Below are 22321 nucleotides of genomic sequence, written 5' to 3' on the forward strand. Positions count from 1 at the left end.
ATAAATATGAAAGTCACGGAAGACGAATAATAGTTATCCCCCTCTATTGTTATTCCTTGATTCTTCATGAGTTTTCAAACTATAAGCGGTTTCGTTTATTGTGAACTATTAAATGGAGTATTTATGAAAAAGTTAAGCGCATTATTTGCCTTATTGGTTTTAGCAGGTTGTTCATCAAGCCATGATGTTGAGCCGCAACCTGAGCCTATTGCAGAAGTAACGCCTGAAGTGGTTGTAGATGAATCGGTAATTTCATTAACGGTTGTCACAACACCTGATGATGCGCGTGTTCGTATTATGAATATTAAACCTGTTTATGAAGATGGTATCGAACTTGATGAAGGTAAGTACGACATTGAAGTAACAAAGCCTGGTTACTTAACTTATCGCAAATGGGTTGTTGTTGATAAAAAAACGATTCTAACAATTGAGCTTGATAGTATTGAATCAATTCAAGCTGCTCAATAAGTGGTTTTAATAAAAAAGGAAAGCAATGGCTTTCCTTTTTTGATCTTCTTTTAAATTAACTGCAAATAATACAGTGACGACAGTGCACTGCAATTAACAATAATTGTTAGCCAAAGTACGGCAATAAAACTGCGTTTTTTAGATTTATGCCTTAACCATTGCTGTGCAATTAATGAACCTGGCCAGCCGCCGATTAATCCTAAAATATGCAGTGTACGCTCAGGTACTCTTATCACATGCTCGCCATGTTGCATCGCTAAACGTTTATCCCAGCCATATACCAAAAAGCTTATTAAGCTCGCTACGCTGTAAGTGCCTGCAATAAAGTAAGTAATATTAAGTTGCCACGATACCAGCCATAGCAGCGCTAGAAACAACAATGAAAATGTAATTAATGTTTTCTTAATCAAGGAATTATCACCTATACTCTGCAAAACAAATTAATTTTATCGGGGCGCTATTATGGCATACCTAAAATCACTTTTACTATCAATCTGCCTATGTTCACTTTCTGCTATGGCAGCAGAGCAACAACTTGATGACAAGCTAAAAGTGTTTGAGCCTTACTTAGGCACGTGGCAGTCTGACTTTAATGTCTCAGCAGGTAAACCTGCGGTGTAAGATGTGAGTACCTGGCAACGCGCGCTCAATGGCACGGCGATTAAAACTATTCACTCTATCAATGAAGGTGAATATGGTGGTGAGTCGATGATTTTTTGGGACAATAAAAAGCAGTCTTTGGTGTTTTATTACTTCACTACGGCAGGTTTTTATACCCAAGGCACAATGAATGTACTTAGCCCTACTCAATTTGTTGCTTATGAAAATGTAACGGGTAATAAAGAAGGGATCACTAAGGTGAAATCGACAAGCGAGTTTAAAGACAACAGCTTTGTGGTGTCGACCTCTTACCTTAAAAAAGGTCAATGGACAAAACCCGATACCCGAACTTACACCCGCAGCGAAAAAACAGTTAAGTTTAAATAAAAGCTTTAAAAAAGGGTAAGGCGTTTATCACCTTACCCTTTTTTATCAATGCCTAAAGTCAGCCATTAATGCTGGAATACCTGGCAGCATACCTACCATCGCCATTACGCTTGTTAAGATAACAAACATCACTAATGGAATGATCCAGCGGCTCATTGGAGTTAGTTCAGAGCTTCGTTCTTTACAACCAATTAAGCCCAGATTGTCGAGCAACATAGTTAATGACCAGCCAAATGCAGGATTCACTAAAGTCGATGAAAACACCACAATAGCAGCCGATTGCGTAGTTTTACCTTCGCGGGTCATTTCCATACCCGCTTCTAGAAGTGGGATAAACACACCAACTATTAGCGCAACGCATAACACGGGTTGCCAAATAGCTAAATCCATTGGGTAACCCCAAATACTGGCAATAATACAAAATAACGCCGTTAATACCGCACCTGCTGGAATTGGGCGTTTAGCGATGGCTGCTGGCACGATGTAGGTTCCCCATGAAGAGGTAAAGTTAGAGCCGCCTAACAAAGAACCAAACGTTTGGCGGATTGAAGCACTGAACATGGTATCGTCAATGTTCATTTGTACTTTTTCTGTGCGTTCTGGGTAACTAATTTTTTGGAATACTTGATGCCCTAAAAAGTCAGGTGACCACATAGCAACCGCAAGCACCGCGAATGGCAATACCACAACAAAGCTCTCTAGGGTCGGTAAACCCAGCATCCAACCAGTGTTTTCACCCCACCAATACATTGGGTTCATATTTGGTAAACCCGGTGCTGTTTTAAACTCAAACGGCGCTCCCAGTAAAAATGCAATTAAACCGCCAAGTAAACAGCTTAATGGCACGGCTAACCAACGTTTTTTGTAGTGCTCAAGTAATGCATATAACACGATAGTCGACAAAATCACAATGAAAGCAATATGGGTCATATCAATACCTTCAGCCCATGCAAACAGCTTTTTAACCTGCGAAATCGTGCCAATAAAACCAAGGTAGAGCAGTAAACCTCCACACACGCCTCGGCTGGTTAACCCCGCCAGTAAACTCCCGCCTTTACTAAGTGCCAGTAACAGACCAAACGCCCCTATTAATAGACCGAAGGCCATTGGGTGACCCCCTGCAGCAACCACAATAGGGATCAAAGGAATAAGCGGCCCATGCGTACCCGCTAAGTTTGCTGTTGGTAAAAAGAAGCCCGAAAATAATAAAATGAAGATCGATACAATTAACAGTTCATAACGCACGTTTTCTAGAATAAAGCCTTCACCTAAGCCCAATGGCGCGGCAAATGTTGCAGCAATTGCACCCACCATGACCACCTTGCCTATGGTGCCTGCCATGGCAGGGATAGAGTCTTCTAATTCAAACCGATAATCACGAAACGGTAAGTTAGGACGCCAGCGCTTAGGCTGCATAATTTGTAATTCGTGTTCAAGGTATTCGTCACGACTCGAAAATTCACTACTTGGTTTATGAAGTGCTTGATAGCTTTGCTGGTCGGTATGAGTATCCGATCCTTGTTCAGCAGGCGTTTTTGACGCTGATTGCTGCCTCGTATTCATGAGTTCTCCTACTGCCTATCTTGAAAAATTGTGTGAGTTTTTATTATGCAGTTAGGGTAAAGCAGCCAGATACAAAACACGATTAGGCAAAAGGTCGGGTATGAATTTATAAAATAGGTGTTTTTAATAAGTTGAGAACATCTGAATATAATCTTAACACATTGATATTTATTGAATTACTGATAATAAACCCTTTTAAAGAATAAGCTCTTGGTTGTTTTTTAAGCACATTAACTATTAGTCTAATAAATTGTATGAATAGCAAACAACTAGAGAAAAATCACTTTTAGTTTAATCTAATTTGCCTATTCTCCAACTGCTAATATACTAATTTATTAGTAGCTTTATTAATACTAACTCGCCGGTCGGTGGCTTTCTTACATAAGCGCATAAAGGGATGTATGAACACACAGCTCAAACCTTGGCAATTTAATATCATTGTTTGCTCTGTTTATCTGCTGTTTGGCTTGTTTACTATGCAAGTGTTAAAAACACTGGCGGTATGGCCACCAGCAGGAGTCGCATTAGCAGGCTTGATGTTATTTGGTCGTAAAGCCTGGTTGGGCGTTGCATCAGGCACCTGTTTAGTTGTGCTTTGTTACTTTTATCTCAGCGGCTTAAATCCATTCACGTTTAAACACATAGCAATAAATGCCGCAACAACCACAGGTAATACTCTCGCTGCTTTAACTGCATTTTGGCTAATTAACCGAAAACTTAAACAACACACACTGCTGACAAGCGTCACCAGTTTAGCCAGAGTGTTTATTGTTGCTTGCATTGCGATTGGCATGATTTCTGCGCTTTTCGGTGTGGGCATATACTCGCTAGTTAGTATCGAGTGGTTTAATGGCTTGTATGTTGGCATATTAAATTGGAGCATTAGCAATGCCCTAGCGGCGATTGTATTCACCCCAGCCCTTTACTTTTTCTGGCGAAATTGGCCACACCCGGTCACGCCTAGTGAATTTTCTAAACTTCTGTTGCTAACTTTGACCGTGGTTTTGTTGTGTTATTTTATTTTTGGCCCCGCATACACAACCATGACATTACCATTTTTGCAACCTGCATTACTGTTGTTTCCGCTACTTTATGCTGCCACGCGATTATCACCAACCGCCACCAGCTGCATGAATATGTTGGTGTTTTTTGCAGCTTGGGTCGGAAGTAATCAAGGCTGGGGCTATTTTTATTATCATCATCCTAAAACAGCAGAAGTGACCATGCAGTTTTTCTTTTTATTCACTCTTTCAGCGGTATTACTTATTCAAGCTGTGTTTATTCAGCGCAAGAAAGAACAACAAAAACTAACCACCATGCTCGAACAAAAAGTAGAAGAAAGAACCTATGAGCTAGAACGTGCTAAGCATGAAGCATTAGCCTTATCTGTGACAGATCATTTAACACAACTTTATAATCGCCGTGGTTTCTTCGAAAAGGTTAATCAGCAGTTTGCAAAATATCATGACGCGCAAGGTACCTGCTCCTTATTACTGTTAGACTTAGACCAATTTAAAGCTATAAACGACAAGTTTGGCCACGCTACTGGCGATGAAGTAATACGAACCACCGCACATAAGCTCATCCAACATAGCAAAGCATCAGATATTGCGGGACGCATTGGTGGTGAAGAATTTGTCTTATTTTTACCTATGGCAAATAACCACACAGCCTTTGCTATCGCAGAAAAGATCAGAGCCGATATCGAACAACAAGACATCATCGCCGACAACAAACACGTTAAATTCACCGTGAGTATTGGCGTAAGCACCTTACAAGCAAGCGAACAGCACATAGAATCGATGTTAAAACGCGCCGATAAAGCATTGTACCAAGCCAAAAACCAAGGCCGTAATCAAGCGCAGTGTAGTTAGAATGAGTTTCGAGTTGCTAGTTAGGAGAGACGAGGTACGAGGTACGAGATGCGAGGTGCGAGGTGCGAGGTGCGAGGTGCGAGCATGTAGCAGCGGTTTTACATCGCGTTTTATTCTCCTATCGCCCTTACCTCACCCATGTCGCGGCATAAAGCTGCTGCTACCTTGTAGGCGTCACGCTTGCTTGGCGCGCGAAACAAGTTTCACGCCTACGTCCAAGGATCTAACTTTTGTGTGGTGGTTAATTATTCATGACTAAAGTCATTCCTACGAGATGTGAGGTGCGAGATGCAAGATGCGAGAATGAGCTTAAGACTCCTTGCACTATACGACTAGTAATTAATTAACGGCTCTGTTAAAAATACACTGACTATGGAAGAAAACGAGCTATAAGCCCGTTAAGTTTAATGGAATTACTATCCTTGTGAGGTTCAAATGGAAATTGAAGTAAACAGACCAAAACAATATCATGATAAAATTAGAGATTACACTTTATGGGCCGACTCTAAAAAAATCGGCAAAGTCAAACCCAACTCTTTAGCCAACTACACAATACCTGATGACGCTGAATTTATCTGGTTCTCCATTGATTGGTGCTCTAGCCCTAAACTTTCTGTCAAAGATATTCAATCAAATAAAGTAACTGTTTCGAACACTATGAGCAGAAACTTACTATCGGGACTATTTTTACCCATTTATTACGTTACTTTTGGTAAAAATAATTATCTAACAATTACGAGCGATGTATAACCACCCTTAATCGATTTTAGGTTCGATTACTTCATCGCATAACGATATTTTTACCCTTTGTCGCGGCATAAAGCCGCTGCTACCTTGTAGGCATGGCGCGCGAAACGAGTTTCACGCCTACGTCCAAGGGTTTAACTTTTGTGTGGTGGTTAATTATTCATGACTAAAGTCATTCCTACGAGAAACGAGATGCGAGGTGCGAGCATGTAGCAGCGATTTTACATCGCGTTTTTCTCGAACCTAGCACCTTAAAACTATTTCGTCTTTAACTTATTCAACTCATCATCTTGTTGTGCAACGAGTGCATTGAGTGTTTGGCTACCATCTCCGGCTTGGGTAGATAGCTCAGCTAGTTGCGATGCGGCATCTGAAATTAACGTCAGGTTGCGGTTTATCTCTTCTGTGACTGAGCTTTGCTCTTCTGCAGCCGTTGCAATATGGGTAATTTGCTGCGTGATTTCGTCCACTTTGACGACAACTTCGTGTAATGCATCAAATGCAACGGAGGTTTCATCTACCGCGGTTTGTGCACGCACAACACCTTGTTCAATCACTTTAGACGCGTTGCCTACTTCTAGCTGTAAGCTGTCGATTAGGCCACTGATGTCATCGGTTGATGAACGTGTTTTTGAAGCAAGTGCCCTTACTTCATCAGCTACTACCGCAAAGCCACGGCCTTGTTCACCAGCCCTTGCTGCTTCAATTGCTGCATTCAGTGCAAGTAAGTTTGTTTGCTCTGCAATTGTTCTGATCACATCTAAAATTTGTGTAATGTCGTTACTGCGTGCCGCAACTTTTTCAACCGCTTGATTGGCCTCTTTGATTTCATCCGACATGGTTTTGACTTGGGTAACCGCAGACGACAAGCTCGATTCACTGCTCACAACAAGGCTGTTTATTTCATCAGCTTGTTGCGCTGACTGCTCTGAGGCTCTTGCTACTTCGAGTGCTGTTGCGCTCATTTCATTCATGGCGGTCACTACGCTCTCAATTTCTTGGAACTGAGCTTGAACGTTGTGCTTAGTATCAACAGCAACACTGGTCGCTAAGTGAGCCTGCTCTTTGGTTTGCGTTGATACATTTTTAAGCTCACCAATTAAATCGCGTAATTTAGCAAGAAACGCATTAAAGCCTGTTGCCAATGCGATTAGCTCAGCGTGGGTATCAACATGCAAGGTTTGAGTTAAGTCACCTTCAGCACTGGCAAGATTATCAACACGCTGTTGAATTTGCTGTAGTGGTGCCACAATTGTGCGGATCACTAAGGTCATGATCACAAAGGCGGCACCAGCAATAATAATACCGGTCACCAAGATTAAACCGCCTAGTGTATTGGCATTTTCGCTCATGCTATTTGCCAGTGCATGCGGCCCTTCAAGGGCAAGCTCTGCGGGTACTTCAATCAATAAGTTCCACTGTGTTTTCGCAAGCTTAATGGTAATTGGATAGTTAACTAAATACTCATCACCGACTTTAAATACACCACTTTGTTTTTTCGCTTTTACGTAATTGTCTAAAGTGCTTTTGGCCACCGCCTCTTTTAACGGTCTGCCTAGCTTATCTTTGTAATGGCTACTACCAACCACTAAATCGAGTGAGCTTAATAGGGTAACGCGGGCTTTACCGTTATACAGCTCTTTTGAGAGTTTTTCGGTCATGCTTTGAAACACTGGCAGGGTTAAATCAACCCCAGCAACACCAATAAATTCGTTATCACGAAGAATGGGCACAGTTAAAGAGGTCATCATTTCAGAGTAACCAGGGGTGATTTCGTATAAGTAGGGCTCCATAATACAAGGCACTTTGGTGTCTTTTACACACAAGTACCACTCAGCTTCTCGCTGACCAAATTCATTGAGCGTATCGACATATTTCTCAGCCGCATCGTCAACCACCTGTTGTTCAATGGCGCCATCTCGATTGCGCGTGAAATAAATTTCGAGTGTGCCAACACCTGCTACAGAGTGGTCATAACCACTGATGAAATTTGCATCACGGCCATCAAACGCATTTGCTTCAAATTGCGAATAAATAGATGAAAGAATAGTATTTTTTTGTAACAGAGAGCGATTTAACTCAACCACAGCATCGCGAGTTAAGGTACCTGCCGCATCATGATCGCCTAAGATAGCGGCAAATGAGTAAGGTACTCGGTACGCTTCGTTAATAAACCCAGCTACTTGTTCACCATATGCGGCGGCATTTGAGGCGAGTTTGTCTTCAACTTCAGCAACAATCAACTTTTCTGATTGCGCAGCTAATTGCTGGTTACTGTTTGACAGTTGCCACCATAAAACACTTGATAAAACAAACACAGTAATAAAAATACTGCCTACCGTAAGCCATAATAACTTTTTCGCTAATGCTAACTGCCGCATCGACATTTCCTGTTTTTATTGTAGGTTTGATAATAGTTTAGACCATTTGCATGACTTCACAGGGACAATTAGAAAAAAAGTATGAAGTTTTAGTGTGATTGAGCCTTTTTGTAAAGTTAGCGCATATTTTGCTGCCATTCGGTGGGTGACACACCAAACCAAAGCTTAAAGCGACGACTAAAAATCGACAGCTCCGCATAGCCTAAACGCAGTGCTAAGTCGGTCATATTGATATGCTTTTGTTGTAATAGTCGCATTGCCTCTGACTTTCTAACTTCGTCCAATAATTGCCGATAACTGGTGTTATGCTCAGTTAATATGCGTTGCAGCTTTTTGGGGTGGAGCCCAACACTTTTGGCGGTATTTTCTTTATTGCACTCACCGGTTGCTAGCAACATTTTCATCGCACCTTCTATTTGCAGCATTTCATCGGGGAGTTTATTAAGGCGTTGCAGCTCAAGTTGATCGGCTAATAAGGTGTCTAAAATGGCATCATTGAGCTGAGGTTTATAGGATAAAAATGCGCTTGAAAAGTAAATCGCATCAACGTCACTTTTAAACTCAACCTCGCAATTTAGCACTTTATTAAATAAAGGCCGCTGGTTCACCGCGACAGATTGCCGTAAACACACTTTATCGGCGCGCCATTTCGGGCCAACTAATTCTTTTAATATTTTATTGACCAAACACACTGCCAACTGCGATTTTTGCTCAAACTCGTGTTTTTCGTCAGAGAGTCGGACAAAACGGACCTCACAACTCGTTTGCCCAAATAAGGCAAGGTTTAGCACAATGCCTTCGGCATGCAGGTATATGTATTTTTGAGCAACATTAAGGGCATCAAGAATCGTAGGTTGGCGAGACATGTAAGCACCAATCAAGCCCACAGTGCTCATACTTTGTGATGCGCCAAGCTTTAAGCCAAAACATGGCTCATCACACACTTGGGCAGCAAGTTCAAGTAATTCAAGGTAATGAGCGTAAACAACAAAGCTGTCTGGGTCGCGTAGTTGTGCGGGTAAAATACCCGCTTTCTCCAACAAAGTAATAGGGTTTACACCATATTGTCTCACTAAATTCTCAAACCCAGCTAAACTAGAAGAGCGAATTAAACTTTCCACGCAGTGTGCCTTTTGTCCTAAAGAGTCATTTCAGTGTCCTAAAAAGTCAAACCAACTGCAAGTGATTTATTTATGCTAGAACAAACTCTGACAAATAGAACATACAGATGAACATTGCCACTAAACCAGTAAGCTTCGACAACATTTTAATGGCCGACTTAGTCGCGCAGCGCAGCCACGCTAAAGCTGAGGGTATTGAAAACTACCAGCAAAGACGTGAACACTTACTTGCGTTAAAAGCTATGATTACTGAGAACCAAGCACGTATTATCGAGGCTATTAATCAAGACTATGGTAATCGCTCTCGCCATGAAACCTTACTTGCCGAAATCATTAATGCCTGTGCAGATATCAATAGCACTTTAAAGCACCTAAAAAAGTGGATGAAAGTGCAAAAGCGACATGTTGATCATCGTATGTATTTAGGGGCAAAAAACCGAGTTATTCCACAGCCGCTTGGTGTTGTAGGGTTAATTGTGCCGTGGAATTTCCCGATAAATTTAGCCTTTAGTCAATTAGCTGCTGCATTTGCAGCAGGTAACAAGGCGATGGTTAAAATGTCTGAAAACTCTCGACATTTAAGTGCGCTTTTAGGGGAGCTTGTAGGCCACTATTTCAAACCCGAAAAGCTGCAATTTTACTGTGAGACTGGTGAAGTAGGCATCGCCTTTTCAAAGCTTCCCTTTGATCATTTAATGTTCACAGGCTCAGGTGAAACCGGTAAAAAAGTGATGGCTGCAGCAGCGCAAAACCTAACGCCTGTAACCCTTGAGTTAGGTGGTAAATCTCCTGCTGTGATTGCGACTGATTACCCGATGCAAAAAGCTGTAGAGCGCATCATGTATGTAAAACAAATGAACGCGGGGCAAATTTGTACCAATGTTGATTATGTATTTGTGCATCAGTCTCAACTTGCGCTATTTATCGATACAGCAACACGCTGGGCAAAAAAGCATGTACCAGATATTCATAGCCAAGACTACACAGCCATTATTGATGACCGCGCATTTAAACGCCTTACAAACTGTATTGAAGAAGCCAAACAACTCGGCGCTGACGTTATTACGCTTAGCGACCAAGTGGCAGATGCCAACACGCGAAAACTGCCACTGACATTAATTTTAAACAGCAATGACAGTATGAGCATTGATACCCGCGAGACATTTGGACCTATTTTAATGGTAAAAACCTATCAAGACTCGCAGCAGGTCGTTGATTATATTGCAGGGCGAGATAGGCCTTTAGCTTTTTACCCTTTTAGCTACGACAGACAGCTTATTAACTTTTATATTGAGCAGGTGATGTCGGGTGGTGTAAGCGTTAACGATGCCCTGTTTCATGTCGGTCAGCACGACTTACCTTTTGGTGGCGTAGGTGCCAGTGGTATGGGGCATTACCATGGCTATGAAGGCTTTTTAACCTTTTCAAAATTACGTCCGGTGTTTTATCAAGCCAAGTTTTCGAGCGTGAAATTTTTAATGCCGCCTTACGGTAGATTTGCCGATAAGCTTTTAGCCTTTTTAAGTAAATTAAATTCATAATAATAAACACCAACAGGTGATAATAATGCAGCAACACACATTTGATTTTGACCAAATTATTATAGGCTCTGGATTTGGTGGCTCGGTTAGTGCGCTTCGCCTAAGCGAAAAAGGCAACCGGGTTTTAGTACTCGAAAAAGGCCTACGTCGCGACGATAAGGAGTTTCCAAAGACCAACCTAGATATCAAAAATTATATGTGGCAGCCAGAAATTGGCCTAAAAGGCTGCATTCAATTTTCGTTTACCAGCAAAGTCACTGTGCTGCATGGCGTGGGTGTGGGTGGTGGCTCACAAATTTATGCCAATGTGCACCTTATTCCTGATGATGAAGTATTTCAATCTCCAGCGTGGACACGAATAAAATCAGACTGGAAAGAAAGTCTAAAGCCCTACTATGGCCTTGCACAGCGCATGTTAGGCAGTGCCAAAAATACTTATACCAATGTTGCCGATCACACACTAAAAGAGATTGCCGAGCAGATGGGTCAAGGTGACTCATTCAAAACCGTGAACACTGGGGTACTTTTTGCAAAACCCGGCGAAGCCTATAACAAAGAGCTACCCGACCCATACTTTAATGGCGATGGTCCAAGACGAAATACCTGCCATTATTGTGGTAGCTGCATGATTGGTTGTCGCCATAATGCCAAAAACACCTTAATGAAAAACTATCTGTACTTTGCCGAGCGCAATGGCGTAGAGATAAGACCCAGCTCTGAAGTAATCAAAATCACCCCGCTCAATGCAGATGGCAGCGCCGGATACAAAATTAAGATTAAAGATACAAGTCATCGCAACAGCCATATTTATACGCTAACAACACGTGGCGTTGTGCTAAGCGCAGGGGTCATGGGCACCGTGCCTTTGCTTTTAAAAATGCGCGATAAAGACAAAACACTCCCCAATATTTCAGCTTGGCTAGGTCAGCAAATTCGCACTAATTCAGAAACCCTCACCACCGCGAACAACACCACTAAAAAAGTTGATGATGGTGTTGCGATCAGCTCATTTATTTCGGTCGACAAAGACACCAATATTGAAATTTGCCGGTTTAGAGAAGGCGCCGATGGCACATGGCTATATTTACCTTACGTTCCTATGGTGACTGGAAAAGGCCTCAAGCGTATTGCTAAGTTTTTAGTTAATACACTGCGCCATCCAATAAAAACAGCCAAAGTCTTGCGGCCAAAAGGTAAAGCCCGCAGCTCGATTCTATTTTTGGTGATGCAAAAATCCGAGGCGTTTATTCACCTAGAATGGCGACGTAAATGGTATCGATTATTTAAAAACGGCATTACTGCAGTGCAAAAAGACAATGACACGCCGCTTAGCGTCAGTTTTCCAAAAGCAGAAGAAGCAACCAAACTCTACGCCGAAAAACTCGGTGGCGTGCCGGGCTCAGCCTTATCTGAAGTGCTCTTTGGTGCCCCAATGACGGCGCATATAATGAGTGGAGTCGCCATGGGAACTGATGCCTCTAACGGCGTAGTTGATAGCTCTGGAGAAGTGTTCGGCTATCAAAACCTACGAGTTATTGACGGCTCAATCATACCGGGTAATTTAGGGGTAAACCCATCATTAACCATTACCGCATTGTCGGAATATGCAATGAGCCAAGTGCCGGTATTCGATGCAGCCCGAGCAAGCAAGATAAAGCCAATAGAATTTAGTGAACCACGCGAAGGCCTAGTATCAGCGCTTACTGGTTCAGGTGATTTAGCAAAATCGATTGCTGAAAAACAAAAAAGCCGTGCATAAAGCACGGCCTATTTTGATAAATAGCAATTAGATCACTGATAATTCTACAGCAATGTTACCATGCGTTGCGTTTGAGTATGGGCATACTTCGTGCGCTTTATTAACCAGTGCAAGGGCGGTGTCTTTATCCAGATCACCTACCGATACCGCAAGCTTAACAGCAATACCAAAACCACCTTCGATAGGACCAATTGATACTTCAGAGTTAATATGAGTATCAGCAGGTAATTTAACTTTTGCTTGGCCAGCCACTAACTTTAATGCACCGATAAAACAAGCCGCGTAACCTGCTGCAAATAATTGCTCAGGGTTTGTACCTTGACCATCATCACCACCTAACCCTTTAGGAGTTGATAGTGCCACATCTAAACGACCATCATCTGATTTTGCTGTGCCTTCACGGCCACCTGTTGCTGTTGCTTTTGCTGTGTATGCGACGCTTTGTAGTTCTTTCATGATTACTCTCCTAATTGAGTGAAAATATACTTTGCATGCAAAATATATTAGATCAGCTTTTTCGGGATTGCAAATACTTTGTATGCAAATTAAAATACACGTATTGAATTTTGAGGATCGAGTATGAAATACCCACAGCTAAAATTAGATAACCAGCTATGCCATCGCTTATATATGGCATCGAATGGGATTGCCCGTGCGTATAGAGATTCTCTTAATCAATTAGATTTAACCTACCCGCAATACGTAGTGATGATGGCGCTGTGGGAAAAAGATCAGATCAGCATTGCTGAATTACTTGAAAAAACCGCCATTGATGGTGGTGCAATGACGCAAATTTTGAAAAAAATGAGCGATAAAGCATTGTTGTCGATCACCAAAGATAGCCAAGATAAACGCAAACGACTCGTGCAGCTCGAAGCCAAAGGCAAGGCGATGCAAGATCAAGCTGCCGATATACCGTCGCAAATTCGTTGTCGCTTCCCAAGCATTAACGAACAACAAGCACTGCAACTGATTGAGTTACTCGATTTAGTAAATAGTGACCTTAATTAACAAAAATTATTTGAAAGTGAATTTGGATAATACCAACTTGCTTAATAAAGTGGGCTTTTTGAGGCAAGAAAACCTCGTTGATAACAAGGCAAAAATTTCGTTATTTAGTTGTTCTAAATGAGAAATTTTTAACGCTGGTAGCGACAGGTTTGCTCCCTCAAAATGATTACGTATTATTGCGAGCTGGTATCTAAACCGCTTTTTAATAAAACTAGATGCGCTATAGTGTTCAAAACTCATCAATACGGACACCATCATGAAAGCATTTGGATACACTACAGCAACCCCAACGTTATCGGACTCATCACTACAAGCGATTGAGTTACCTGCTCCCGTTGCTACAGGTCACGACATTCTTGTCGCCGTAGAAGCAATTTCAGTAAACCCTGTTGATACTAAAATTCGCGCCAATGTGTCACCAGACACTGGCTACAAAGTCATTGGCTGGGATGCCGTGGGAACCGTTAAAGCTGTTGGCGACAAAGTTTCGTTATTTAATGTCGGTGATCGTGTGTTTTATGCTGGCGACTTAACGCGCCAAGGCAGTAATGCTGAGCTGCAACTTGTTGATGAACGCATTGTCGGTCTTGCACCAACAAGCCTCAGTAATAGTGAAGCAGCCGCCCTGCCATTAACCAGTATTACGGCATGGGAGTTATTGTTTGACCGCTTACAGATTGAAAAATCTAAAAGCAATAAGCCAGCCTCTGTATTAGTGATAGGTGCCGCAGGTGGTGTAGGCTCAATTTTAGTGCAGCTTGCCAAACAGCTTACCAATTTAACAGTTGTTGGTACCGCCGCACGAGAAGAAAGCGCCAACTGGCTTAAAGACTTAGGTGTTGATCATGTGCTTGATCATAGCAAAAACCTTAACGAGCAACGTCTTGCGGCCGATCTGAATGAATTTGATTACGTAGTGAGCTTAACGCACACCGACCAACACCTTGATAGCATTATGGAAGTGATCAAGCCACAAGGTAAATTGGCACTGATCGACGACCCTGCAAGCTTTGATATTTTAAAGTTAAAGCGTAAAAGTATTTCGTTGCATTGGGAGTTTATGTATACCCGCTCAATGTTCCAAACCGATGATATGATTGCCCAACATCAGCTTCTTTCTGAGCTCTCGACCTTAGTTGATAACGGCACAATCAAAACAACATTGGGTGAGCATTTAGGTAAAATAAACGTAGCAAACCTTATTAAAGCCCATGAGATTTTAGAATCTCACAAAGCTCGCGGAAAGCTTGTGTTGGAGGGGTTTGAATAGCTAGCTGCGAGGGGAAAGTTGCGAGTTGCGAGAGTAAAGTTACGAGGTGCGAGATACGAGAGTAAAGAAGCGAGAAGCGAGATGCGAGGGGCGAGAAGCGAGGGCGAGCAAGTAGCAGCGATTTTACATCGCGTACTTCCTTGCTCAACAATAAAAACACGCATCATTAAAGTGCATTACTACGCTTGCCTTTCACTATTTTAGTGCCTGTTTTTGGGGACGCCCTTACCAGCGAATATTAACCAATTGATTTTTAATGTATTTAATTTTAATAAAGGTTTGGCACAGATCTTCCAATAGTGAGTATGAACTGGCACTAACAAGGAGACTAACGTGACTAACTTCTTTCACACTCTTTATCTACTTTGGCGATTAGACATCAGCACATGGCATATGCATGAAGCAAACGATCCGCATAATGTGGCTGATTTGGAGCGTCGCTATGTTAAATAATGACCCCGCATTTATTGAAGCGCTTAAAAAAATTTCGGTTCATCAACTAACAATCACTGAAGCGTCTGAGCAGTACGACATTCCTAAGCGTGTGTTATACAAAGCCGCACGACAGCAACAAGTTAAACAGAACAAACAAAAAGCGTATTTAATTGCCACTCAGAAGCGCCTTCAACAAAGTCTACGTAATGTAGAAATGGAGTTAGCTAGCTTCAGCTAAATAACTTCTGTATGGTTAAAATACACGCACAATAATGATGGATTAAGTATGCACGCAGTAGAAGTAAACTTTGATGGCTTAGTGGGGCCTACTCACAATTACGCGGGATTATCGTATGGCAATGTCGCTTCACTAAGTCACGCCTCTTCGCATTCCAACCCTAAAGAGGCCGTGCTTCAAGGCCTTGAAAAAATGAAAGCAATGCACGAATTAGGGCTAGAACAAGGTATTTTTGCACCTCATGCTCGCCCCGACATTAATGTGCTAAAGCGTTTAGGCTTCTCAGGCAGTGATAGCCAAATTATTGAAAAAGCATTTAAAGCAGACCCTATTTTACTGCGAGCTTGTTATAGTGCATCGGCCATGTGGACAGCCAATGCTGGCACTATCTCGCCTTCAGTCGATACGCTTGATGGCAAAGTGCACTTTACAGCTGCTAACTTAAATAACAAATTTCACCGCTCGCTAGAGCCCGTTACAACTACGGCTTTATTAAAAGCCATGTTTAACGATGAGCGTTACTTTAGCCATCATACGCACTTACCTGATCAAGGCTTTTTTGGTGATGAAGGCGCCGCAAACCATAATCGATTATGCGACAGCCATGCAGATACAGGGCTTGAGATCTTTGTTTATGGGGCAAGTAGCTTTAATAGCGCCTTACCAAAACCCGTTAAATTTCCTGCAAGACAATCTCTTGAAGCTTCGCAAGCAATTGCCCGTCTACATCAGCTAAAGCCAGAAAATCAGTTATTTATTCAACAAAATCCTGATGTGATAGACCAAGGTGTCTTTCATAACGATGTAATCGCTGCAGCCAATGGCAATGTACTTTTATGCCACGAACAAGCGTTTTTACATCAAGCTGATACGCTAAAACAGATTAAACAAGCTTACTTAGGTAACAAGCCACTCCATATTATTGAAGTGCCAACCAACAAAGTGAGCATTACTGATGCTGTAGGCAGCTATTTATTTAATAGCCAATTAATTACCTTAAGTGATGACAGCATGATGCTGGTTGCACCTAAAGAGTGTCAGCGTAATCAAGCTGTTCACGATTACATTCAAGAAATGATATTGGCAGATAACCCTGTTCAGCAAGTGCGCTTTTTTGACTTGCGCCAAAGCATGCAAAATGGCGGTGGCCCTGCTTGTTTACGCTTGCGTGTTGCACTCAATACTGACGAACTAGCCGCGGTCAATCCGAGTGTACGATTCAGCGAAGAAAAATATAACCAATTAGTGAGTTGGGCGAATAAGCATTACCGTGACTCGTTAAGTAGCGACGACTTTGCCGATCCAATGCTTTTAACCGAAAGCTACCAGGCACTTGATGAGTTAACCAACTTACTTAACTTAGGCTCTGTGTATCCATTTCAACAAGAATAAATAATGAAAATTAAAGCTGTACACTCTATTAAAGGGGTGTCTAAATCACTCAATAGTTTACTGATTGATATCGTTGCCAGTGGCGCATCAATCGGCTTTATTGCCCCGCTATCATTACAGTCAGCACATGACTACTGGCAAGGAGTCGATGGGGATTTAGCAACGCCTTACCGTAGGCTTTATCTTGCCCTTGATGGTGATACGGTGATTGGCTCAGTGCAGCTTTCTTTGTGCGCTAAAGCCAATGGCACTCACCGCGGCGAGGTTGAAAAGCTCATGGTGCACAGCGAACATCAAGGTAAAGGAATAGCAAAACAATTGATGAATAGCCTAGAAACCGACGCCCGTATATTAGGGATTCAATTATTGGTACTTGATACCCGCCAAGGTGACACTGCTTCATATTTATATCGCAAACTCGATTATATTGAAGCTGGCACTATTCCTGGTTTTGCGAAAAGCTCATCCGGTGAATTTGACGCAACGGTGTATTTTTATAAGCAGGTCGCTTAGATCTGCTTTTTATAGCCAATTGATATAATCATAAAGTCGACTAATAAAAATCTTTAAACGTACTAAACTAGTACTGCGGATTTTTATTAGGAGCGATAAATGGCGCTATCAATACAGCAACGGGTACTCTTTCTAGCCCTACTTCCCCCCCTACTCATTGCAATTATGCTGACACTCTACAATTATGTGCAGTCAAAACACAGTGGTGCGCAAACCGTTGAAAGTTTTGCTACACAAATGGAAAACGACCGAAAAGCAGAAGTTAGTAACTATCAAAAAATTGCCATGAGTTCGATTGCTCATCTCATCGCACAAGATGATGGCTCTAATACTGAACAGCTACAAAACCAAGCAAAAAGCATTTTGCGTAATTTGCGTTTTGATGATGCTGGCGATACAGGCTATGTGTTTGTATATGATGTAAAAGGTGTCAACATTGCTCATGGCGTTAACGCCTCACTTGAGGGTAAAAACCTTTATGATTTTAAAGACCCTAATGGGGTTTATCTCATTCGAGAACTGATTGATGCTGCAAAGAACGGCGGTGGTTATGTTCAGTATTCTTGGAAAAATACCAATGGCAGTGTGAATCCTAAGCTCGGCTATGCCGCTTTAGTACCAAAATGGAATTGGGTGCTAGGAACCGGTTTTTGGATCAGTGGCCTTGAGCAACAAGTTGCAGTGACAGAGCAACGTGTTAATGAAGGTATCGATAATGCCTTTATAAACACCGTTATCGCTTCAATATTCGCAGTTGCAATTACCGCAGCGATTGCAGTGGTGGTATCGCGCAGTATTACTAGCCCTCTGCACACAACCGTACTAGCAATGAACGATATATCACAAGGTGATGGCGATTTAACCCAACGTTTAATGGTGAAACGAGACGATGAACTCGGCAAGCTTGGCAGTTCGTTTAACCGTTTTGCCGATGACGTTGGTAAGATGGTTATTGATATTCGCCAATCATCGCAATCGATGAATCAAGCGTCACACAAACTCAACGAGCTACTTGCCAATATGCACGCAGGTATTAATCGTCAACATGAAGAAAGTGAACAAGTTGCAACCGCAATAAACGAAATGTCGGCGGCGTCAATGGAAGTTGCCCGCAGTGCTCAAGAGGCCTCAACCGCAGCTGAACATGCCGATCATTTAGTAAAACAAGCTAACAACCAATTACTCATTGCCATGAAAGTGATTAATGGCCTTGCCAAACAAGTTGATGAAGGGGCTAATGCGGTCGATCAGCTTAATCAACAATCGAGTCAAATTGGTAGTGTGCTTGATGTGATCAGAAACATTGCCGAGCAAACAAATCTACTGGCACTGAACGCAGCTATTGAATCTGCCCGAGCTGGTGAAGCGGGTCGTGGCTTTGCGGTGGTGGCTGATGAAGTGCGAACTCTAGCAAAACGCACGCAAGATAGTACTCATGAAATAGAGGCAATGATTGAGCAAGTACAGCAAGGAACAACAACTGTAAATAGCATTATGCAGTCAATCAAATCTGGCAGTGCAACCAGTGTTAATGAGGCAGGCGAAGTCGAAAAAGCGCTTAATGAAGTACTGCTTTCGGTTAACACCATCACATCACAAAATGCACAAATTGCCACAGCCGCTGAAGAGCAAACGTCAGTGTCTGAAGCCATTAATCAAAACATGACGACCATTGTCGATATTGCTAACAAAACCGCTAATGATACCGATGTAGCCACATCGTACATGCATGAACTAACAGACACGGCAACGCAGTTAGAACATAATGTAAGCCGTTATAAAACCTAATAACTGATTGATGGTTAGGCAGGCATTGCAGCCTGCTTAACAAAAATCATTGGTCTTTTGTAAGTTCTTTAACCAATCGAACAAGTCATTATCGTAGCGCTTAAGACGCTGTTGTTGCTTATCGCTGAGACTGTAAAACGGTGCAATGCAGATATATTTTTCACCCATAATAAGTACTAACCGTAAACCAAAAAATGAGTAATGGTGAATAAACTGCACTTGTCTTGCATGCATATGGCGGCATTGCCCAAATATATTACGGTAATGCACACCATGACGACACACCGTTAAATTGCGCTTTGAATTAAACACAAGTAGCGCTAATAACAACGTAACTGCACAAGCTAAAAAGCTAAAAAGTAAGCTGCTCACTTCTGATACGCTATTAATAAATCCCACAAATAAGATTAAGTTAAATGCAGCTAGCAGTGCCCAACTCCTCAACTCAAAGCGCTTTTCTAAATCAATGACCTTCATTTTTGTTCCTAGATTTTTATTTTTTGCGATGGTGTCAGCAAAATGTGGAAGAAAAATGGATTTGCTTAAAAAGCACGCTAAATTTGCATTTATATTTTGTCGTGGCTTTCAGCTTGTTACATAAAAGGTACAAAGGTGTTAATCGAAACTTATTATTAGCAATTCAAGTTACATTAAGTTTTAGTTATTACACTATTAGTAAATTTTTAGAACACAAAGGGAAGAAATGATGAACTTTAAAACTACATTACTTAGCAGCGCCGTTTTATTTGCACTTGTTGGTTGTGGCTCAGATGACGACAAGAACGACTCGGTTGATCCTCAGCCGCAAACTGCACAGTTCACATTAGGTGTGTCTGATGCACCAGTGACAGGTTTAAAAGCTGTTAATGTTGTGTTTGATTCAATCACATTGAAAACCCAAGGTGGTGAAGAGTTCACTTTTGAGACCCGTGAAGATGATGATGAAACCATGCCTGAAATGGTTAACCTATTAGACTACACAGGTGATGATGTATTTTCTTTATTAGAAGATGAAGAAGTAGCTGCTGGCGAATATCAATGGATCCGTGCAGATGTTATCAATGGTGACACAAACGATTTAACCATGACTTCGCATGTTGTTTACGAAGATGACAGCATTGCACCACTGGTTGTTAAACGTAAAGGCAACGATGGTATCGGTGAAATCCAACTTGATGGCTTTACCCTTAACCAAGCTGGTAACGACTTTGTTATTGAATTTGACCTTAAAAAGTCACTAGTTGATCCACAAAATAGTGATGAGATCTTCTTAAAACCACGCGGTGTTCGCTTAGAAAACCTTGCTGAATCTGAAGATATCGAAGGCACTGTAAGCGATGTACTTATCGCTAACTGTGAAACTGATAATATCGATATCGCACTAGAAGATGGCTCATTCGGTCATGCTGTTTACCTATACAGCAGCGATGTTGAAATGCCAATGGACAACTATGAAGTTAACGAAGACGAAACACCATTAGATGCACCTCTTGCAACGGCGGATGTTGTTTTCGATAGCGAAGATAACCAATACGAATTTGAACTTGCGTTCATTCAACCGGGTGACTACCAACTTGCTTATACCTGTGCAGCGCATATCGATGACGTTGAAACGCAAGACGAAGCATTTACGCTTTATCAAGTAAAACCAATTACAGTAACATCGGGTGAAGACTTAGACGTGTCTTTCACTGTTTCTGAATAATATTGGAATCAATACCCCCATTAAAAAGCCCGCACTGCGGGCTTTTTGTTGTTTAGAGTGTGTCGTAACGAATAATTACTTCAGATATTTGATCCACCACTTTATCTGCACCGGTTTTAATGTCTTCCATGATCATGCTGACTTCTTCAACATTTTGCTGAGACTCACCAGACAGAGCTTCGATTTCTTCGATAAGAGCCGTCATTTTTGCTGCGATTTCTTGCGTCTTTCCAATCAGGCCTGATATTTCACTGGTCGACACAGAAGTACGTTGCGATAAATTTCTTACTTCATCGGCAACCACCGCAAAGCCACGACCATGCTCCCCGGCTCTGGCAGCTTCAATCGCTGCATTTAAGGCTAGTAAGTTTGTTTGCTCTGCGATGCTATTAATGGTGGTTACAATTTCACCTATTTGTGATGACTGCTGCGCTAACACATCCGACAGTTCACGAGTTTGATGGACCTGCTCGCTCACTTTTTTTGAAGACGCAACACTACTTAAAATTCGCTGCTGACCATTCGTCACAACTTGCGAGGTTTCTTCAGACGTGTGGCCGGCATTTTCTGCTGCATGTTTAACTTCTTCGGTGCTGTTAACTCTGGCGGTGACATCAGATGCAAACTTAATGATCTGCGTCACTTTACCCTGTTTATTAAAAATAGGGTTGTAGGTTGCTTCTAAATAAAGTGGGCTGCCATCACGTTTTTTACGAGAAAATTGCCCAGAGAAAATGCGCCCGTTTGCAAGATCTTGCCAAAAGTTGGGGTTCTTTTGATAAAAGTCGTCATAACAAAACAGTTTGTGATGCTGACCTTGAATTTCAGCAAGACTGTAACCTACAACATTTAAGAAATTATCATTCGCAGAAATAATATGACCATCCGGCGTAAAGCGGATCATCGCAGTGCTTTTATTAACGGCATCATAGATTGCCGACATCTCATCAAGTTTCTCGACTTCTTTAGTAATTTCTGAAGCGAACTTAATTGCACAGCGCACCTTGCCATCATCACCGCGAACAGGAAAATAGGTTGCACGCAGCCAAATATCTTCGCCGGCACCATTTATGCGCGAGAAAACCCCTGACTTTGCTTGGCCTCTAGCAATATCTTGCCAAAACGTTTGATACTCTTTTGAGCTGCTATATTCAGGCGCACAAAACTTACTATGATGCTGACCAATAATATCGCCAGCTTGCACTTTCATTGTTTTACAAAACAAATCATTGGCTTCGAGAACAGTTCCATCTGGTGTAAGTTCGATATAAGCAATATTTCCTCTGATCCCAGATAAATATTGCTGACTTTTATCAACATCATGCTGCAAGGCATCAATGAGTTGATCTTTATTTTTACTAAACCACATTGAAACACCAGTTATTAGGGTAGTTAAATAAATATTAGCTCAGTAGCATAAGAAATAGAATTACAAAATGGTTCTTTTTTCTTAATGATTAACAGGTTAACCAACTGCCTGTTCTTACACTAAAGCGCTTTCTTCTTAAACATTGAGCAAATATATAAT

At 41.8% G+C, this 22321-nt stretch carries 19 protein-coding genes and 1 pseudogene; 13 read left to right on the forward strand and 7 right to left on the reverse strand.

Going from position 1 to position 22321, the window contains the following annotated elements; genetic code table 11:
* The first annotated feature begins 123 nt into the window (after positions 1 to 123).
* Positions 124 to 468, forward strand: a complete 345-nt coding sequence (locus L1D51_RS12730) for a PEGA domain-containing protein (protein WP_055197357.1) — start codon at positions 124 to 126, stop codon at positions 466 to 468.
* 50 nt (positions 469 to 518) lie between these two features.
* Here the strand turns inward: L1D51_RS12730 and L1D51_RS12735 are convergent, their stop codons facing one another.
* Complete coding sequence (locus tag L1D51_RS12735; protein ID WP_054562543.1) at positions 519 to 878, reverse strand: DUF1294 domain-containing protein; 360 nt, start codon at positions 876 to 878, stop codon at positions 519 to 521.
* Between the two features lie 52 nt (positions 879 to 930).
* On the opposite strand from L1D51_RS12735, the pseudogene L1D51_RS12740 reads away from it, so the two are divergent.
* Positions 931 to 1455: pseudogene (locus L1D51_RS12740) on the forward strand (hypothetical protein).
* Between the two features lie 45 nt (positions 1456 to 1500).
* Here the strand turns inward: L1D51_RS12740 and L1D51_RS12745 are convergent.
* Entirely contained in the window at positions 1501 to 3018 is a 1518-nt protein-coding gene (locus L1D51_RS12745) for a DUF3360 family protein (RefSeq protein ID WP_239963822.1), read from the reverse strand.
* A gap of 401 nt (positions 3019 to 3419) precedes the next feature.
* Here L1D51_RS12745 and L1D51_RS12750 point away from each other — a divergent pair, with 401 nt between their 5' ends.
* Both L1D51_RS12750 and L1D51_RS12755 read left to right on the forward strand, forming a co-directional pair.
* On the forward strand, positions 3420 to 4892 hold the full coding sequence (locus L1D51_RS12750) for a sensor domain-containing diguanylate cyclase (RefSeq protein ID WP_239963823.1): 1473 nt from the start codon (positions 3420 to 3422) through the stop codon (positions 4890 to 4892).
* 435 nt (positions 4893 to 5327) lie between these two features.
* Positions 5328 to 5642: a hypothetical protein gene (locus L1D51_RS12755; protein WP_054562547.1), complete on the forward strand. Its 315-nt coding sequence runs from the start codon at positions 5328 to 5330 to the stop codon at positions 5640 to 5642.
* Positions 5643 to 5896: 254 nt separating this feature from the next.
* Here the strand turns inward: L1D51_RS12755 and L1D51_RS12760 are convergent, their stop codons facing one another.
* Both L1D51_RS12760 and L1D51_RS21825 read right to left on the reverse strand, forming a co-directional pair.
* The gene (locus tag L1D51_RS12760) at positions 5897 to 8020 is read right to left on the reverse strand and encodes a methyl-accepting chemotaxis protein (RefSeq protein ID WP_239963824.1); all 2124 of its coding nucleotides are present in this window, start codon (positions 8018 to 8020) and stop codon (positions 5897 to 5899) included.
* Positions 8021 to 8136: 116 nt separating this feature from the next.
* Entirely contained in the window at positions 8137 to 9141 is a 1005-nt protein-coding gene (locus L1D51_RS21825; RefSeq protein ID WP_239963825.1) for an AraC family transcriptional regulator, read from the reverse strand.
* A gap of 107 nt (positions 9142 to 9248) precedes the next feature.
* Here L1D51_RS21825 and L1D51_RS12770 point away from each other — a divergent pair, with 107 nt between their 5' ends.
* Positions 9249 to 10682: a coniferyl aldehyde dehydrogenase gene (locus L1D51_RS12770; protein ID WP_239963826.1), complete on the forward strand. Its 1434-nt coding sequence runs from the start codon at positions 9249 to 9251 to the stop codon at positions 10680 to 10682.
* A 25-nt stretch (positions 10683 to 10707) separates the two neighbouring features.
* Entirely contained in the window at positions 10708 to 12441 is a 1734-nt protein-coding gene (locus L1D51_RS12775) for a GMC family oxidoreductase (protein WP_054562551.1), read from the forward strand.
* A 27-nt stretch (positions 12442 to 12468) separates the two neighbouring features.
* Here the strand turns inward: L1D51_RS12775 and L1D51_RS12780 are convergent, their stop codons facing one another.
* Positions 12469 to 12897 (reverse strand): organic hydroperoxide resistance protein, encoded by a 429-nt coding sequence (locus tag L1D51_RS12780; protein WP_239963827.1) that lies wholly within the window; start codon positions 12895 to 12897, stop codon positions 12469 to 12471.
* A gap of 123 nt (positions 12898 to 13020) precedes the next feature.
* On the opposite strand from L1D51_RS12780, the gene L1D51_RS12785 reads away from it, so the two are divergent.
* The 6 genes from L1D51_RS12785 to L1D51_RS12810 all read left to right on the forward strand — a co-directional run bounded on the left by L1D51_RS12785 (position 13021) and on the right by L1D51_RS12810 (position 19088).
* Positions 13021 to 13452: a MarR family winged helix-turn-helix transcriptional regulator gene (locus L1D51_RS12785; RefSeq protein WP_055197371.1), complete on the forward strand. Its 432-nt coding sequence runs from the start codon at positions 13021 to 13023 to the stop codon at positions 13450 to 13452.
* Between the two features lie 256 nt (positions 13453 to 13708).
* On the forward strand, positions 13709 to 14722 hold the full coding sequence (locus tag L1D51_RS12790; protein ID WP_239963828.1) for a zinc-binding alcohol dehydrogenase family protein: 1014 nt from the start codon (positions 13709 to 13711) through the stop codon (positions 14720 to 14722).
* 442 nt (positions 14723 to 15164) lie between these two features.
* On the forward strand, positions 15165 to 15395 hold the full coding sequence (locus L1D51_RS12795) for a helix-turn-helix domain-containing protein (RefSeq protein WP_054562555.1): 231 nt from the start codon (positions 15165 to 15167) through the stop codon (positions 15393 to 15395).
* A gap of 48 nt (positions 15396 to 15443) precedes the next feature.
* Complete coding sequence (astB, locus tag L1D51_RS12800) at positions 15444 to 16787, forward strand: N-succinylarginine dihydrolase (RefSeq protein ID WP_239963829.1); 1344 nt, start codon at positions 15444 to 15446, stop codon at positions 16785 to 16787.
* 3 nt (positions 16788 to 16790) lie between these two features.
* The gene (locus tag L1D51_RS12805; protein ID WP_239963830.1) at positions 16791 to 17300 is read left to right on the forward strand and encodes a GNAT family N-acetyltransferase; all 510 of its coding nucleotides are present in this window, start codon (positions 16791 to 16793) and stop codon (positions 17298 to 17300) included.
* 99 nt (positions 17301 to 17399) lie between these two features.
* A complete protein-coding gene (locus tag L1D51_RS12810) occupies positions 17400 to 19088 on the forward strand; it encodes a methyl-accepting chemotaxis protein (protein ID WP_239963831.1) in 1689 nt (562 codons plus the stop codon).
* A 36-nt stretch (positions 19089 to 19124) separates the two neighbouring features.
* Here L1D51_RS12810 and L1D51_RS12815 read toward each other — a convergent pair whose 3' ends face one another.
* Positions 19125 to 19565 carry a hypothetical protein gene (locus L1D51_RS12815; protein WP_239963832.1) on the reverse strand — a complete coding sequence of 147 codons (441 nt, stop codon included), beginning with the start codon at positions 19563 to 19565 and terminating at the stop codon, positions 19125 to 19127.
* Positions 19566 to 19794: 229 nt separating this feature from the next.
* On the opposite strand from L1D51_RS12815, the gene L1D51_RS12820 reads away from it, so the two are divergent.
* Entirely contained in the window at positions 19795 to 20793 is a 999-nt protein-coding gene (locus L1D51_RS12820) for a DUF4382 domain-containing protein (protein WP_239963833.1), read from the forward strand.
* 52 nt (positions 20794 to 20845) lie between these two features.
* Here the strand turns inward: L1D51_RS12820 and L1D51_RS21765 are convergent, their stop codons facing one another.
* Positions 20846 to 22162 (reverse strand): methyl-accepting chemotaxis protein, encoded by a 1317-nt coding sequence (locus L1D51_RS21765; protein WP_275669173.1) that lies wholly within the window; start codon positions 22160 to 22162, stop codon positions 20846 to 20848.
* Positions 22163 to 22321: the final 159 nt, after the last annotated feature.

The sequence above is a fragment of the Pseudoalteromonas shioyasakiensis genome, from assembly GCF_022398475.1.
In the GTDB taxonomy this organism is placed as follows: Bacteria; Pseudomonadota; Gammaproteobacteria; order Enterobacterales; family Alteromonadaceae; genus Pseudoalteromonas.

Coding starts and splice junctions, on each gene's coding strand:
- L1D51_RS12750 (WP_239963823.1), top strand. CDS start 3,420: ATGAACACACAGCTCAAACCTTGGCAATTTAATATCATTGTTTGCTCT.
- L1D51_RS12745 (WP_239963822.1), bottom strand. CDS start 3,018: ATGAATACGAGGCAGCAATCAGCGTCAAAAACGCCTGCTGAACAAGGA.
- astB (WP_239963829.1), top strand. CDS start 15,444: ATGCACGCAGTAGAAGTAAACTTTGATGGCTTAGTGGGGCCTACTCAC.
- L1D51_RS12795 (WP_054562555.1), top strand. CDS start 15,165: ATGTTAAATAATGACCCCGCATTTATTGAAGCGCTTAAAAAAATTTCG.
- L1D51_RS12790 (WP_239963828.1), top strand. CDS start 13,709: ATGAAAGCATTTGGATACACTACAGCAACCCCAACGTTATCGGACTCA.
- L1D51_RS12780 (WP_239963827.1), bottom strand. CDS start 12,897: ATGAAAGAACTACAAAGCGTCGCATACACAGCAAAAGCAACAGCAACA.
- L1D51_RS12785 (WP_055197371.1), top strand. CDS start 13,021: ATGAAATACCCACAGCTAAAATTAGATAACCAGCTATGCCATCGCTTA.
- L1D51_RS21765 (WP_275669173.1), bottom strand. CDS start 22,162: ATGTGGTTTAGTAAAAATAAAGATCAACTCATTGATGCCTTGCAGCAT.
- L1D51_RS12810 (WP_239963831.1), top strand. CDS start 17,400: ATGGCGCTATCAATACAGCAACGGGTACTCTTTCTAGCCCTACTTCCC.
- L1D51_RS12730 (WP_055197357.1), top strand. CDS start 124: ATGAAAAAGTTAAGCGCATTATTTGCCTTATTGGTTTTAGCAGGTTGT.
- L1D51_RS12770 (WP_239963826.1), top strand. CDS start 9,249: ATGAACATTGCCACTAAACCAGTAAGCTTCGACAACATTTTAATGGCC.
- L1D51_RS12805 (WP_239963830.1), top strand. CDS start 16,791: ATGAAAATTAAAGCTGTACACTCTATTAAAGGGGTGTCTAAATCACTC.
- L1D51_RS12820 (WP_239963833.1), top strand. CDS start 19,795: ATGAACTTTAAAACTACATTACTTAGCAGCGCCGTTTTATTTGCACTT.
- L1D51_RS12775 (WP_054562551.1), top strand. CDS start 10,708: ATGCAGCAACACACATTTGATTTTGACCAAATTATTATAGGCTCTGGA.
- L1D51_RS12815 (WP_239963832.1), bottom strand. CDS start 19,565: ATGAAGGTCATTGATTTAGAAAAGCGCTTTGAGTTGAGGAGTTGGGCA.
- L1D51_RS12760 (WP_239963824.1), bottom strand. CDS start 8,020: ATGCGGCAGTTAGCATTAGCGAAAAAGTTATTATGGCTTACGGTAGGC.
- L1D51_RS12755 (WP_054562547.1), top strand. CDS start 5,328: ATGGAAATTGAAGTAAACAGACCAAAACAATATCATGATAAAATTAGA.